Source organism: Pseudomonas sp. FSL L8-0168 (assembly GCF_037976155.1).
Lineage (GTDB): Bacteria > Pseudomonadota > Gammaproteobacteria > Pseudomonadales > Pseudomonadaceae > Aquipseudomonas > Aquipseudomonas paracarnis.
Window position 1 is genome coordinate 5466611 of sequence record NZ_CP150262.1, and the last position, 15368, is coordinate 5481978.

General features: G+C 56.6%; 8 protein-coding genes and 3 rRNA genes. 6 read left to right on the top strand and 5 right to left on the bottom strand.

Going from position 1 to position 15368, the window contains the following annotated elements:
- Nucleotides 1-104: 104 nt before the first annotated feature.
- From MHH62_RS25220 to MHH62_RS25235, 4 genes are all read left to right on the top strand, one after another.
- Nucleotides 105-2996: ribosomal RNA gene (locus MHH62_RS25220) — 23S ribosomal RNA — on the top strand.
- Between the two features lie 156 nt (nt 2997-3152).
- A 5S ribosomal RNA gene (gene rrf / locus MHH62_RS25225) occupies nt 3153-3268 on the top strand.
- A 109-nt stretch (nt 3269-3377) separates the two neighbouring features.
- Nucleotides 3378-3493: ribosomal RNA gene (rrf, locus tag MHH62_RS25230) — 5S ribosomal RNA — on the top strand.
- 273 nt (nt 3494-3766) lie between these two features.
- Nucleotides 3767-5647: a methyl-accepting chemotaxis protein gene (locus MHH62_RS25235; RefSeq protein ID WP_339232092.1), complete on the top strand. Its 1881-nt coding sequence runs from the start codon at nt 3767-3769 to the stop codon at nt 5645-5647.
- Between the two features lie 63 nt (nt 5648-5710).
- Here the strand turns inward: MHH62_RS25235 and MHH62_RS25240 are convergent, their stop codons facing one another.
- From MHH62_RS25240 to MHH62_RS25255, 4 genes are all read right to left on the bottom strand, one after another.
- On the bottom strand, nt 5711-9088 hold the full coding sequence (locus MHH62_RS25240; protein ID WP_339232093.1) for an amino acid adenylation domain-containing protein: 3378 nt from the start codon (nt 9086-9088) through the stop codon (nt 5711-5713).
- Nucleotides 9085-10032 carry a diiron oxygenase gene (locus tag MHH62_RS25245; RefSeq protein ID WP_339232094.1) on the bottom strand — a complete coding sequence of 316 codons (948 nt, stop codon included), beginning with the start codon at nt 10030-10032 and terminating at the stop codon, nt 9085-9087. The genes MHH62_RS25240 and MHH62_RS25245 overlap by 4 nt, the downstream gene beginning before the upstream one ends.
- Nucleotides 10029-10787 (bottom strand): DUF3050 domain-containing protein, encoded by a 759-nt coding sequence (locus MHH62_RS25250; protein ID WP_014716362.1) that lies wholly within the window; start codon nt 10785-10787, stop codon nt 10029-10031. Before MHH62_RS25250 ends, MHH62_RS25245 begins: the two co-directional genes overlap by 4 nt.
- A gap of 377 nt (nt 10788-11164) precedes the next feature.
- On the bottom strand, nt 11165-11875 hold the full coding sequence (locus MHH62_RS25255) for a GntR family transcriptional regulator (protein WP_339232095.1): 711 nt from the start codon (nt 11873-11875) through the stop codon (nt 11165-11167).
- Between the two features lie 250 nt (nt 11876-12125).
- Here MHH62_RS25255 and lapG point away from each other — a divergent pair, with 250 nt between their 5' ends.
- Nucleotides 12126-12818 (top strand): cysteine protease LapG, encoded by a 693-nt coding sequence (gene lapG / locus MHH62_RS25260; RefSeq protein ID WP_014716364.1) that lies wholly within the window; start codon nt 12126-12128, stop codon nt 12816-12818.
- A 14-nt stretch (nt 12819-12832) separates the two neighbouring features.
- Nucleotides 12833-14779, top strand: coding sequence for a cyclic di-GMP receptor LapD (gene lapD / locus MHH62_RS25265; RefSeq protein ID WP_339232096.1), 1947 nt, complete (start codon nt 12833-12835; stop codon nt 14777-14779).
- Nucleotides 14780-14903: 124 nt separating this feature from the next.
- Here the strand turns inward: lapD and MHH62_RS25270 are convergent, their stop codons facing one another.
- On the bottom strand, nt 14904-15242 hold the full coding sequence (locus tag MHH62_RS25270; RefSeq protein ID WP_014716366.1) for a hypothetical protein: 339 nt from the start codon (nt 15240-15242) through the stop codon (nt 14904-14906).
- Nucleotides 15243-15368: the final 126 nt, after the last annotated feature.

The window sequence follows — 15368 nt, forward strand, 5'->3', positions numbered from 1 at the left end:
AACGGATCAGGCTAAGGTAAAATTTGTGAGTTCTCTTAATTGAGAAATTCGAATTTTCGGCGAATGTCGTCTTCACAGTATAACCAGATTGCTTGGGGTTATATGGTCAAGTGAAGAAGCGCATACGGTGGATGCCTTGGCAGTCAGAGGCGATGAAAGACGTGGTAGCCTGCGAAAAGCTTCGGGGAGTCGGCAAACAGACTTTGATCCGGAGATGTCTGAATGGGGGAACCCAGCCATCATAAGATGGTTATCTTGTACTGAATACATAGGTGCAAGAAGCGAACCAGGGGAACTGAAACATCTAAGTACCCTGAGGAAAAGAAATCAACCGAGATTCCCTTAGTAGTGGCGAGCGAACGGGGACTAGCCCTTAAGTGGCTTTGAGATTAGCGGAACGCTCTGGAAAGTGCGGCCATAGTGGGTGATAGCCCTGTACGCGAAAATCTCTTAGTCATGAAATCGAGTAGGACGGAGCACGAGAAACTTTGTCTGAATATGGGGGGACCATCCTCCAAGGCTAAATACTACTGACTGACCGATAGTGAACTAGTACCGTGAGGGAAAGGCGAAAAGAACCCCGGAGAGGGGAGTGAAATAGATCCTGAAACCGTATGCGTACAAGCAGTGGGAGCCCACTTTGTTGGGTGACTGCGTACCTTTTGTATAATGGGTCAGCGACTTATTTTCAGTGGCGAGCTTAACCGAATAGGGGAGGCGTAGCGAAAGCGAGTCTTAATAGGGCGTCTAGTCGCTGGGAATAGACCCGAAACCGGGCGATCTATCCATGGGCAGGTTGAAGGTTGGGTAACACTAACTGGAGGACCGAACCGACTACCGTTGAAAAGTTAGCGGATGACCTGTGGATCGGAGTGAAAGGCTAATCAAGCTCGGAGATAGCTGGTTCTCCTCGAAAGCTATTTAGGTAGCGCCTCATGTATCACTGTAGGGGGTAGAGCACTGTTTCGGCTAGGGGGTCATCCCGACTTACCAAACCGATGCAAACTCCGAATACCTACAAGTGCCGAGCATGGGAGACACACGGCGGGTGCTAACGTCCGTCGTGAAAAGGGAAACAACCCAGACCGTCAGCTAAGGTCCCAAAGTTATGGTTAAGTGGGAAACGATGTGGGAAGGCTTAGACAGCTAGGAGGTTGGCTTAGAAGCAGCCACCCTTTAAAGAAAGCGTAATAGCTCACTAGTCGAGTCGGCCTGCGCGGAAGATGTAACGGGGCTCAAACCATACACCGAAGCTACGGGTATCACGTAAGTGATGCGGTAGAGGAGCGTTCTGTAAGCCTGTGAAGGTGAGTTGAGAAGCTTGCTGGAGGTATCAGAAGTGCGAATGCTGACATGAGTAACGATAATGGGTGTGAAAAACACCCACGCCGAAAGACCAAGGTTTCCTGCGCAACGTTAATCGACGCAGGGTTAGTCGGTCCCTAAGGCGAGGCTGAAAAGCGTAGTCGATGGAAAACAGGTTAATATTCCTGTACTTCTGGTTATTGCGATGGAGGGACGGAGAAGGCTAGGCCAGCTTGGCGTTGGTTGTCCAAGTTTAAGGTGGTAGGCTGGAATCTTAGGTAAATCCGGGATTCTAAGGCCGAGAGCTGATGACGAGTTACCTTTCAGGTAACGAAGTGGTTGATGCCATGCTTCCAAGAAAAGCTTCTAAGCTTCAGGTAACCAGGAACCGTACCCCAAACCGACACAGGTGGTTGGGTAGAGAATACCAAGGCGCTTGAGAGAACTCGGGTGAAGGAACTAGGCAAAATGGCACCGTAACTTCGGGAGAAGGTGCGCCGGTGAGGGTGAAGGACTTGCTCCGTAAGCTCATGCCGGTCGAAGATACCAGGCCGCTGCGACTGTTTATTAAAAACACAGCACTCTGCAAACACGAAAGTGGACGTATAGGGTGTGACGCCTGCCCGGTGCCGGAAGGTTAATTGATGGGGTTAGCTAACGCGAAGCTCTTGATCGAAGCCCCGGTAAACGGCGGCCGTAACTATAACGGTCCTAAGGTAGCGAAATTCCTTGTCGGGTAAGTTCCGACCTGCACGAATGGCGTAACGATGGCGGCGCTGTCTCCACCCGAGACTCAGTGAAATTGAAATCGCTGTGAAGATGCAGTGTATCCGCGGCTAGACGGAAAGACCCCGTGAACCTTTACTATAGCTTTGCACTGGACTTTGAATTTGCTTGTGTAGGATAGGTGGGAGGCTTTGAAGCGTGGACGCCAGTCTGCGTGGAGCCATCCTTGAAATACCACCCTGGCAACTTTGAGGTTCTAACTCAGGTCCGTTATCCGGATCGAGGACAGTGTATGGTGGGTAGTTTGACTGGGGCGGTCTCCTCCTAAAGAGTAACGGAGGAGTACGAAGGTGCGCTCAGACCGGTCGGAAATCGGTCGTAGAGTATAAAGGCAAAAGCGCGCTTGACTGCGAGACAGACACGTCGAGCAGGTACGAAAGTAGGTCTTAGTGATCCGGTGGTTCTGTATGGAAGGGCCATCGCTCAACGGATAAAAGGTACTCCGGGGATAACAGGCTGATACCGCCCAAGAGTTCATATCGACGGCGGTGTTTGGCACCTCGATGTCGGCTCATCACATCCTGGGGCTGAAGCCGGTCCCAAGGGTATGGCTGTTCGCCATTTAAAGTGGTACGCGAGCTGGGTTTAGAACGTCGTGAGACAGTTCGGTCCCTATCTGCCGTGGACGTTTGAGATTTGAGAGGGGCTGCTCCTAGTACGAGAGGACCGGAGTGGACGAACCTCTGGTGTTCCGGTTGTCACGCCAGTGGCATTGCCGGGTAGCTATGTTCGGAATAGATAACCGCTGAAAGCATCTAAGCGGGAAACTAGCCTCAAGATGAGATCTCACTGGAACCTTGAGTTCCCTGAAGGGCCGTCGAAGACTACGACGTTGATAGGTTGGGTGTGTAAGCGCTGTGAGGCGTTGAGCTAACCAATACTAATTGCCCGTGAGGCTTGACCATATAACACCCAAGCAATTTGCGAACTCGAGAGAGGCCAGATTGCGGTGTGTGAAGACGCAATGAACCGAAAGTTCGACGCTCACAAAACACCGAAAACTATCCCATACCCAATTTGCTGAAGCGAGGCCAGTTGGCCACGACTCAGTACCCGAATTTCTTGACGACCATAGAGCATTGGAACCACCTGATCCCATCCCGAACTCAGCAGTGAAACGATGCATCGCCGATGGTAGTGTGGGGTTTCCCCATGTGAGAGTAGGTCATCGTCAAGATTAAATTCCGAAACCCCTGTTTGCTAACACAAACAGGGGTTTTGTTTATGTAGAAGCTCATGAATTTCACCGGCACGTTGCCAACACAACGGTCTGGTACACAGAATTTCTTGACGACCATAGAGCATTGGAACCACCTGATCCCATCCCGAACTCAGCAGTGAAACGATGCATCGCCGATGGTAGTGTGGGGTTTCCCCATGTGAGAGTAGGTCATCGTCAAGATTGAATTCCAAAACCCCTGTCTGCTAACGCAGACAGGGGTTTTGTCGTTTAGGGCAGCCATCACAGCGAATCTGCCTTATCCCTACCGCCTGTCGGTTTCCTACGCTAAAAGAAGATGCTTCTCACAAATTTCTAAGATTTGTCGAAGTTTGGCCGAAAGCCTGACGAGCCATGCGTGCACCGAAATAGAGCGACCGCAGAGTCCGCCTATCCCGTTACATGGAATGTTCCACTCGGCACGCTCACCCCCCTTTGGCAAAAGAAGTCGATGAAATGAATCTCAAGTTCAGTCATAAAATTCTGTTGGCCGCGTCAGGCGTCGTGGTTTTAGCCTTCGCGCTATTTACGCTCTACAACGACTACCTGCAGCGCAGTACCATCAGGCAAAACCTGACATCGTCCATCCAGCAATCCGGCGAGCTGACCGCCAGCAGTGTGCAGAACTGGCTCAGTGGTCGCATCCTGGTCCTCGAGAATCTGGCGCAGAACGTTGCCCACCAAGGCAGTGCGGCCGACCTTCCTGGTTTGGTCGATCAGCCAGCATTCACCACCAATTTCCAGTTCACCTATGTAGGTCAAACCAACGGGGTATTCACCCAGCGCCCTGACGCGAAGATGCCTGACGACTATGACCCTCGTCAGCGCCCTTGGTACAAGCAAGCAGTAGTGGCGGACAAAACCATGCTTACTCCGCCTTATATGGCGGCTGTGGGCGGTCAGATCGTGACAATTGCCATGCCGGTGAAAAAGAATGGCGAGTTGTTGGGTGTTGTCGGTGGTGACCTGAGCCTGCAGACACTGGTGAAGATCATCAACTCGGTAGACTTCGGTGGTATCGGCCATGCGTTCCTGGTCAGCGGTGATGGCCAGATCATCGTCAGTCCGGACCAGGACCAGGTGATGAAGAATCTCAAGGACATTTATCCCGGCACCAACGTGCGCATTGAGAAGCTCAATCAGGACGTCGTACTCAAAGGACAGGATCGCATCCTTTCCTTCACGCCTATCAGCGGCTTGCCTGGCGCTGACTGGTACATCGGCCTTTCGATCGACAAAGAAAAAGCCTATGCCCCGCTGGGCAAGTTCCGTACTTCGGCCTTGATTGCGATGTTGATTGCCGTTGTCGCCATTGCGGTACTCCTGAGCCTGTTGATTCAAGTCCTGTTGCGCCCGCTGACCACCATGGGCGTGGCCATGCAGGACATTGCCCAAGGCGAAGGTGATTTGACCCGACGTCTCGACGTGACCAGCAAAGACGAGTTCGGCGAGGTCGGCAGCGCATTCAATCAGTTCGTCGAGCGAATCCACGCGTCGATTTCCGAAGTGTCTTCGGCAACGCGCCAGGTGCACGATTTGTCCCAGCGTGTGATGGCTTCATCTAATGCGTCGATCATCGGTTCTGACGAACAGAGCGCGCGTACCAACAGCGTGGCCGCAGCCATCAACGAACTAGGGGCTGCCACCCAGGAAATCGCGCGCAACGCCGCGGATGCGTCCCAGCACGCCAGTGGTGCCAGCGAACAAGCTGACGATGGTCGTAAAGTGGTGGAGCAAACCATCCAGGCGATGTCTGAGTTGTCGCAGAAGATCAGCCTGTCCTGCACTCAGATCGAGACCCTTAATGCCAGTACCGACAACATCGGGCACATCCTGGATGTGATCAAAGGTATTTCCCAACAAACCAACTTGCTCGCCCTCAACGCGGCGATCGAAGCGGCCCGTGCTGGTGAAGCCGGGCGTGGTTTTGCCGTGGTGGCGGATGAAGTGCGTAATTTGGCGCACCGTACCCAGGAGTCGGCAGAAGAAATCCACAAGATGATCACTTCGCTGCAAGTGGGCTCGCGTGAAGCTGTGACCACCATGAACGCCAGCCAGGCTTCCAGCGAAGAAAGTGTCGAAGTCGCCAACCAGGCCGGTGAGCGTCTGGTCAGCGTGACGCAACGTATCGTTGAGATCGACGGCATGAACCAATCCGTCGCGGCCGCCACCGAAGAGCAGACCGCAGTGGTTGAAACCCTCAACGTCGATATCAACCAGATCAACTTGCTAAACCAGCAGGGTGTGGCCAACCTCAACGAGACGCTCAAGGACTGCGATGCGCTGTCCCAGCAGGCCAGCCGACTGAAGCAATTGGTCGATAGCTTCAAGATCTGATCCTGACCGCATCGGAGCGAGGCCTCTCGCTCCGATCGCTTGGCCTCACGTCCAGGGTGCTATTCAGAGGAAGTTGATAGCGCTCAGGTAGTCGCAGCCTTTGCGTAACAGCGCCTGGCTCTTGGGTGGATAGCACATCCCCATTTTTTCCAAGCCCCACCGGGCATTGTCGTAACGGATCATCGATGTATCACCGATGTCTTCGCCCAGTCCGTCCAGGTAAAAGCCCAGCACCCCGAACAGTGCGTTATCGCGACTTACGTTGCGCAACGCCCGTTGCCAGTGTTCAACGCTGACTCGGTCAAAAACGTGCCCAGCCTCGCTGAAGGCGTCGAGGTACTGGTCCCAACTCAAGGGCAGCGGGTTGTGCAGGTTGAACACATGTCGCCCAGGGTCAAAGTGAGCGCTGTGGAAGGCGATGAAACGCGCCAGGAAGTCCACCGGCATCAGGTCGAAATTGGCGTCCAGTCGGGGGACCATCCCTAATTGCAGAGACCCCTTGAGCATCAACATCAAGCGGTTTTTCTGTGGCTGGCAAACGCCGTTCTGGCTGTTGAAGCTGATATTTCCCGGCCGATGAATATTGACCCAGGCCCCTTGCTCAACTGCCCGTCCTAATAGCCGCTCGGCTACCCACTTGGAGAGGTTGTAGCCATTTTTCACATAGAGCGGCAGTGCGCGTCGGGCAGGCGCTTCAAGCACGTACCCGTCGACGTCTACGCTGCTGCAGGCTGAGAGCGTCGAGATGAAATTGAGGACCTTCTTGCAATGGGTCTCGCAAAGACGCAGGCATTCCAGCACCGGCTCGACGTTGTCCTTTGCGAGTGAGGCGTAATCCCTCACATGATTGACCTGCGCGGCGTTATGCACCAACACGCCGTAATGACGGGCGAGGTGCTCGTACACGTCGTCGGCCAAGCCCAGGCGAGGTTTACGAATATCGGCGGCGTATACCTGTACTCGGCTCAGGTCCAGATGTTCCAAGCGGTATTCACGTAATGCCTGGGCGAACCTTGCCGCCGCCGAATGGCCGGGCAACTCACGCACCAGGCACGCCACGTCCTGCGCCCCGCCAGCCAGCAGTGCCTGGACGATATGCACCCCGACAAAGCTGTTTGCGCCAGTAACGATGGCTTTGCGCGAATCTCCCGCAAGGGTGTCGGGCAGAACCTCGACCTTCAGTGCGCGCGTCGCATCTTGCTCCATCTGGTTGGACGGTTTATCCGGCAGCGTGCCGCCATCCATGAGTGCGGCCAATGTGCGAATGGTCGGCGTCTCAAAAAAGGGGCTCAGGCAGAAGCTGCGGCCAAACTGCTCGCGCAGGCGTAGCAACAGAGTCGACAACAGGATGGAGTGGCCACCGAGGTTGAAAAAACTCTCATCAATCGAGAGTTCGCCTGCGGGTAATCCCAGCAGCTCACCCCACACGTCAGCCAGTTGTGCCTGCAAAGGGTCTTGTATGCGACAGCGATCCCTCCCGATGGGTATGGGTATTGGCATGGCCAACAAGGCCTTGCGATCGATCTTGCCGTTATTCGAACGGGGCATGCATGCCAGTTCGCTCCAAGCGCTGGGCTGCATATGCACGGGCAACCACTGCCGAGCATGTTCCTTCAGGCTTGCCAGCGTAGCGCCAGATTCCGGCTGGGCGGCAAAGCCGATGACTCTGTGTGCCGTATCGATCACCACTGCCACTTGGCGAAACAAGCGACTATCGCGCAAGCACTGTTCAATATCCTGAGGCTGAACTCGAAACCCGCGGATCTTGACTTGCTCATCCCTGCGGCCGCCCAGCTCGATGCCCTCTTGCGTCCATTTTGCCAAGTCGCCGCTGCGATAAGCCTGTAGCACTTGGCCATTTGGCAGTGTCAGCGCCACGAACGGATTGTCGGGCCGCGATGGTGTATTTGAATAACCCAGGCTTACTCCGGGACCGACAATGTACAAGTCGCCCATTACCTGTTCATCCACGGGCTGCAGGTTCTCGTCGAGAATCAGCACCTGGCTGTTAGCGATGGGGAGGCCGATATTGCGATGGCTGTCACCTCGTTGGAATACCCGATGGGTCGCCAACACAGTGGCCTCGGTCGGCCCATAGAGGTTATGCAGCTGGCATTGACCGGCCAGTTGTTCGATCACGCAGGGCTCGCAGAAATCACCTCCGGTCAGTAAATGAGTCATGCCCAATGGCTGATCCAGCGGCAGGATGCTGAGCAGTGCCGGTGGCACAAACCCATGAGTGACGCGTTGCTTGCGAATCAGCTCTACCAGTTGCTGAGGGTCGTGACGTTGGTCTGGGCTGGGGACAATCAACGCGGCGCCAACGATCAATGCAGGGAAAATATCGATCAGTGAAGAATCGAAGCCCAGTGGCGAAAACTGCAGGACGCGACTGTGTTGATCCAACGCCACGCAACTGACGAGCCAGGCCGTGAAATGCGCCAGGTTGTATTGGCTCAGCAGTACCCCCTTGGGCTGGCCCGTCGTACCCGAGGTGAACAGTGCCACGCACGGCTCGTCGGCACGGGGATGACGGTGCATCAGCGGTTGCGTCATGTCGGCGCTGTGCGCGGCAACCTGGCTCACATCAAGTGAAACGAAACGCTCTCGCAATGGGTGCTGGCCATTCTCCAGCAGCACACAGGCCTTGAGGCTGGTCAGCATGCAGTGCTGGCGTTGCTCCGGGTGGTCAGGCACCAGCGGCAAATACACGGCGCCACAGCCAAGCACCGCGAGAATGCTGGCGTACAACTCGGCGGATTTCTCCAGGCATACGCCGACCACTTGTGGAGCCTCGGCATCCTCCAGCAAGGGAAGCAGGCGTTGTTGAATAGCCATGGCTTGTTGCTGGAGCTGCCGATAAGTCAGCGCATGACCGGCGATGTTCAGTACTGTTCGATGTGCGAAGGTATTGAGGCTGGCCTGCAGCCGTTCGATCATGGGCGTTCGGGCCGCTTGCAACAAGGCAGGGTCCGCCGTGTGGTTGAACCGGTGCATGAAAGCCAAGGCATCCAACTCCTGCAGGCCCTGTTCAGGCCAGGCGTTAGCAGCGGCCGTTGCCGAGAAGTAGGCGGGGTCTCTTGAAAAACCGCAGACCAACAAAGCAGCCCACTCCACCACTGCATTCGTTGCCTGCTGACGCAACCGCTGCCCATTGCCGCTGGGTTCCTGGGCAACGTCGTGCACCGTCAGCAGGCGCCGCTCCCGGTCATAGCAGCGCAACTGCAATGAGGGCAGCCCGTGTTCGCAGAGCGGGCCGATACCCACGCGCAAGCTTAACCATGGCGCACTGGCGGGCGAGGGCGGCAGCGGCTGACTCCCGTCTTCAATAACCAGATCCACAGACCCCGCTCCTGCCACATGCCCATACTGCTCCAGCTCCTGCTTGAGCGCCGCCAGAGCGTTAGTGGTACCACGCCACTCGATCTGCAAGCGCCTCATGCCAACCTCATCGATACGGGCAGATAGTCGCGCAGGGCTCGTGCCACGCTGGGGGTTTGCAGTACGCCGCTGTGGTGCAGAAAGCCCATGATATTGGCCACCAGCGGATGTTGGTGGGTGATGGGAAAATCCAGCGCCCGGATTTCGTCGCGCAGTGCCACGCGAGTGTGGGCACTGATCGTCAAGTGTTCGATCAGTTGCAGATCGAAGTCTTTTTGTAGCTCGTTGGTCAGGTAGTGCGTCAGGAATACGGGCAGGGCTTGAGCAATGTGGTCGCGATCTTGCGAGCTTGCCGACTGCCAGTAGAGGCGCACCAACTGTGTCCAGAACCGCGCATGCCGCCCTTCATCAAACAGATGATCGGCCATCAGGCCGCGGACAGAGGATTTGACGCTGGCGTCTTTGGAAAACGCTGCGACGTCATGGGTGACGGTGTTCTCGGCGATGGCGACGCCGATCAGCTCAACGGCATCGTGCAAATATGTCGGTACCTGCGCCTGGGCTGCCGGAAGCGCGCGGCTCAGTTCAATTTGCCCGGGTAGATCGAGCGGTTGAATCCCGGTCATTGCCACGGCTTGCTGAAGGAAATCCAGGGCTACCAGCGCGTGGTAATCCTCGTCGACAACGACCGTCATCGCGTCGTAACGGCAGGCGAGCGGGAAGGGCAGGGAGAAGCGATTTTTAGCAATGCTGCGCGCGGTTTTGTCGACGATCTCGGTTTCGAAAATCACCACGTCATTGATGAATTTGTAGAAGCTTTGCACCAGCACGAAGTTGCGCCATTGCGGGCAGTGCTTGAGAAAGGTTGCACTCAGCACCAGAGGCTGGCGGCACAGGGGGAAGATGAGTTTGTCGTCGTCTTCCAACATCCGCCGGGGGCGTGTGCGGATGGTTGCGCGACGTTCCCAGTCATCGGCAAAGGATTGGTAGTTGACGGCGTTCACGGACGTACCTCTTGCATCGAGGCCAGCACGTCGTCCCAGAGGGTAATACGACTTTCCACGGCGCCCAGGGCGGCGCTATCGGCTTGTTGCTGACGACTGGGGTCGGCGTCGATCAGGTGCGTTAGCAACTGTTGCGCCGCAGGGCCGTGGTCATCGCCGTCCAATTCGATATGGCGGTTGAGGTAGTAACATAACGTAGGGGCCTGCCGACCTATGAAAGCATGGCTATGCAAAAGCCCCTTGAACATTGACGGAATCACACTCTCGCGGCCATGCAGGAACGCCGCCGCCACACAGTGGGTCGGGGCGCTCAAGGCGATTTGTAAGGTGCTGTCGACGAAGCGGGCCACGCCCAGGGGAGCATCGCTCATTTGCAAGGCTGCGCTTACCTCCACTCCCTGGCTTTGCAGGTCGATGAAGCGAGTGATTGCGACGGTGCTGGCGCCCACTTCCGTCATCGCGTCAAGGTACAGCTCGAAGTGGCTGCAATAGCCCCGTGTCGGGTGTTCGTCCGTCTCTTCAGCCAGCACGATTTCATTGATCAGGCGGGCAGCGCGGGGGGCAGCGCAGGGGAGCCAGGGTAACTGCGTGCACGTGAGGTCCTGTTGCAGGCGTTTGGTCAGGCTCATGAAGTCCCAGACCGCAAATACATGGTGTTCCATAAAGTGTTGTAACTTGCCAACGGTGGTTATTTCTATAAATAACGGGTGATCGAACAGTTTTTGTTTTTTTTGCTCAAGTAAATAGTGATGCATGGTTGACGCCTATAGTTGTTGCGAGTGCTTTAAAAGCAGTGTTGGACTGTTATAGTTGTGGGTGCAAGAGTAACTTGATCGCGTTCACGCGCACGGCGCTACCATTTAAATAGGCGGCCGCAGCGGTATGGGAAGGCGTGGCTTGCTGAGCGAAGATAATAAGCTGATTGAATGTTTGAACCGGTATGCAAATGTATTAAAGGACTTTGCCGATGTTTATATGTGCGGTAAATTGCCCGGCTATAGGTGGGATTTTTCCGTGCACTAAGTCGGCGTTAATCGTTCTTTAGTTATTTTTTAAATATTTCTGATGGAGCAACAACCCTGATAGGGAAGCTGCTCCATCACCTGAGGGTTAAGGGCAAAAGCAAAAAAACTTACTGCACGGCTTTTTTGTCGGCGCTCTCAAGGCTGCTGAGGTAGGTGGCGATCACCTCCATGCCTCGCATCAAGTGGTTACGCAACGTCAGGATGCTCTCCTCGACCTTCTTCTGCGCCACCAGGCTCAGCAGTTCGCGGTGATCTTCCTGGGAGGTCTCGCCCAGCCCCATCGCCTCAAGGTTGAAGCGCAGGAAGCGTTCCTCCTCATTCAACCCGTGCTCGACCAGGGTGAGCAGTCGCTGGTTGGGCGCCTTGCCATATAGCACCATGTGAAACAGGCGATTGAGGCGACCAATCTCGGTGTAGTCTTTTTCGCTTTCCAGCGAATTGATACAAGCCTCGGCTTGAGCAAGGTCCGCGTCGGTGAGCAGCGGAATCGACAGGCGCAAGGCTTCGGCCTCCAGCAACATGCGCAAGGCATAGGTCTCTGCCGAATTGTCCTCGATCAAGGGGGCAACGACGGCACCCTTGTGAGTCACCACATGCAGCAAGGATTGCGCCTCCAGCTGGCGCAAAGCTTCGCGCACGGGCATGCGGCTGACGCCGAACAGGCTGGCCAGTTCTTGCTGGCGCATGGCGGTGCCACAGGGCAATCGCCCATCGAGGATGGCATTACGCAAGGTTTCTTCAATAACGGAGCGCGCAAGATGGGCGGGAATAGGCCCGCTGATTTTGATGCTGCTTAATGGGTTCGGCTTCTGCGTCACGGTTGCGCTATCCTCCTTTCTTGAATAATAGGTTGGCTAATTGGATCCAAAGAACACTAAAGATGGGCCAGGCGCTTGTCAAACAGCCAGAGTTTCCGTTTGTAAGGGCTTACACAGCATACTTTGTGTCTCTCACAGGAGGCGGTTATAAAATCACCGCCTACTGTGATGATTGCACTGTGCCATTGTTTTTTGTAGGGCCAGGCTTCACCATTCCTTGAAATTCCGTCTCTTTCATGGACTGAACACTTTGGCGGTAAGTTTTATTCCCTATCGACTGCTGTGCTGGCTTTTATCAGCAATTTTACTGGCTGGCCTGATGCTCGGCGGGCTGCGTGCCGATTGGGATTTCTCGCAGATCAGCCGCAAGGCCACCGCCGTCTACGGCCCGTTGGGGCAAGGCCAGCAACGTATCGACGCCTGGCAGCGGCTATTGGCGAGCGAAAAACAGGTCAGCGAGCAGGACCAGCTCAAGGTCGTCAATTTGTTCTTCAACAAGCAAATGACCTACGTGGAAGACATCGATCTCTGGCACGTTGTCGATTATTGGGAGACACCCGTCGAAGCACTTTGGAAAGGCGCCGGTGACTGCGAAGACTACGCCATCGCAAAGTATTTCAGTTTGCGTCACCTGGGGGTGTCCAGCGACAAATTGCGCATTACCTACGTCAAGGCCTTGCGGCAGAATCGGGCGCACATGGTCCTGACCTATTATTCGACCCCAGACGCTGTCCCACTGGTGCTCGACAGCCTGATGGATGAGATCCTGCCGGCCACCCGTCGCACCGATCTAGTCCCGGTGTACTCATTCAACGCCGAGGGGCTGTACTTGCCCGGTGCCAAGGGCAACAAGAAAGTCGGTGATACCAAACGCTTGTCGCGCTGGCAGGATGTGTTGAGAAAAATGCGTGCGGAAGGCTTCCCAGCCGAGCCTGCCAACTAGGAGTAACTGATCGGATGTCTCTGTTCAAACAGCTATTGATTGCAATCTGTCTGTTCCTGGTGGTCGCCTTCAGCGGCAGCTTCATGGTCAGCCTGGAAAGCTCGCGCACCCAATACGTCAACCAACTGCGCTCCCACGCCCAGGATGCCGCAACGGCGTTGGCGCTGTCGCTGACTCCGAATATCGATGACCCGGCCATGGTGGAGCTGCTCGTCAGCTCGATCTTCGACAGCGGTTACTACGCCAGCATCCGCGTCGTGGACCTGGCCACCGACAAAACCATCGTCGAGCGCAGCGGTATTCCTGACAACAACGGCGTGCCCAACTGGTTCGTCAACCTGATCGGCCTGGAGCCGGCCGGTGGTGATGCGCTGGTCAGCCGTGGCTGGGAACAGGCCGCACGGGTAGAAGTGGTCAGCCATCCGATGTTCGCCCTGGCCAAGCTCTGGCAAAGCGCCCTGGGTAGCCTGGGCTGGTTGCTGCTGTGCGGCGCGGTCAGCGTGGTGCTCGGTGGGCTGTTGCTGCGCCGGCAATTGAAGCCGTTGGACTATATGGTCAAACAGTCCCACGCCATTGCCCGCCGCGAGTTCCTCAGCCTGCCTGACTTGCCCCGCACGCCAGAGCTGCGGCGCGTGGTACAGGCCATGAACCAGATGGTGGAAAAGCTCAAGGCGCTGTTCCAGGAACAGGCCGAGCGTAGCGAAAAACTGCGCACCGAATCCTATCAGGACAACCTCACCGGCCTCGCCAACCGCCGTTATTTCGAGATGCAGCTCAACGCCCGCGTCAGTAACCCGGAAGAGACCAACTCCGGCTACCTGCTGTTGCTGCGGGTCAAGGACCTGGCCGGCCTCAACCAGCGCCTGGGTGGCCAGCGCACCGACCAGTTGCTGCAAGCGGTTGGCCAACAACTGCTGCGCCAGTGCGCGCCGTATCCGGAAACCCATAACCTCGTCACCCGTATTCGTGGCGGTGAGTTCGCCGTGCTGGCGCCGGGGTTGATGCGTGAAGAAGCGGTGCAACTGGCGCAAAACCTCGAGAGCACCTTGCTCAGCCTGCAAGCGACCGGCGCCAGCGACGTTACACCGGTCGCCTATATCGGCCTGGCGCCGTTCAGCCATGGCGACGCACCCCAAGCCCTGTTGGCCCTGGCCGACCAGGCCCTGGCCCAGGCCCAAGCGCAGGGCGACACCAGTTGGGTGTGCCTGGACCGCAGCGCCGCCGCCAGCGTGGGAGACGATCACCATGCCTGGCACACCTTGTTGGACCAGGCCCTGACCCAGCAGCGCTTCCAGCTGTATTTCCAGCCGGTGGTGGCCAGCCAGGACCCGCAGTTGGTCCTGCATTACAAAGTGCTGTCGCGCTTGCAGGGCGAGGACGGCCACCCCATACCGGCCGGGCGCTTCCTGCCGTGGCTTGAGCGCTTCGGTTGGTCGGCCCGCCTGGACCGCCTGATGCTGGAGCAGGTGCTCAAGCAGATGAGCAGCCACACCGAGAACCTTGCGCTGAACCTCTCGGCCGCGACCCTGCAGGACCCCCAGGCTCTGAACCGCATCTATGACCTGCTACGTCAGCACAGCAACCTGGGCCCGCGCCTTACCCTGGAGATCGGTGAAGAGCAACTGCCTGAGCAGCCCGTGCTGGAACAGATGACCCAGCGCCTGCGCGAGCTGGGTTTCTCCCTCAGCCTGCAACGTTTCGGTGGGCGGTTCAGCATGATCGGGAACCTGGCGCGCCTGGGCCTGGCGTACCTGAAGATCGACGGCAGCTACATTCGCGCCATCGACCAGGAAAGTGACAAGCGCCTGTTTATCGAAGCTATTCAGCGAGCGGCCCATAGCATTGACCTGCCGCTGATTGCCGAGCGTGTAGAGACCGAGGGCGAACTGAAGGTGATTCGTGAGATGGGGATTTTCGGCGTGCAGGGCCAACTGTTTGGCGAGCCCGCGCCCTGGAAATAATTTACCTGTAGGAGCGAGCTTGCTCGCGAAGATCTCCAACCATAACGCGCGAAGCCTGACACCCCGTGGCGATTTCAGTTTTTTCGCGAGCAAGCTCGCTCCTACAGGGGTAGGAGCGGTTGGATTAAATCAATCCTTTCTCGTCATCATCGATCAACTGGCTCAACCCACCCAACGCTTCCCGCGCCTGGTTACGGTCCATCAACTTGGCCTGGGCTGCCGGCGGCAGGTCGGTCACGCTGATCACCCCTTTGCGGGTCAGCACCTGGATCAAGTCATCCAGCACCCGGATCATCTCCAAGTCGCTCTGTTTGAGCTGGGCCAGGCTGGTTTCCACCACTTCGTTGGCGTACCAGGCCTGGATCTCATGGTGATCGGCCGGCAGGGTTTCAGTGGATTCGGTAAAGGCGATAGCCTCTACGCGAACCAGTGCGCCCTGTGCATCACGTTGCACGTAAAACATAACAACCCCTCGAAAATGCGCCACAGGCGTTCAACAGCATAGGTCAACGCTGCGTGTATGGGCGTGAGTATGCGATGCACCGTCCGCCAGGGCCAGCGACCCGCAGGCCAAAAAAACGGCCGCCTG

Excerpts from the sequence above, each read along its gene's own strand:
- MHH62_RS25235 (WP_339232092.1), top strand. The coding sequence starts at position 3,767 with ATGAATCTCAAGTTCAGTCATAAAATTCTGTTGGCCGCGTCAGGCGTC.
- MHH62_RS25240 (WP_339232093.1), bottom strand. The coding sequence starts at position 9,088 with ATGAGGCGCTTGCAGATCGAGTGGCGTGGTACCACTAACGCTCTGGCG.
- MHH62_RS25250 (WP_014716362.1), bottom strand. The coding sequence starts at position 10,787 with ATGCATCACTATTTACTTGAGCAAAAAAAACAAAAACTGTTCGATCAC.
- lapD (WP_339232096.1), top strand. The coding sequence starts at position 12,833 with ATGTCTCTGTTCAAACAGCTATTGATTGCAATCTGTCTGTTCCTGGTG.
- MHH62_RS25270 (WP_014716366.1), bottom strand. The coding sequence starts at position 15,242 with ATGTTTTACGTGCAACGTGATGCACAGGGCGCACTGGTTCGCGTAGAG.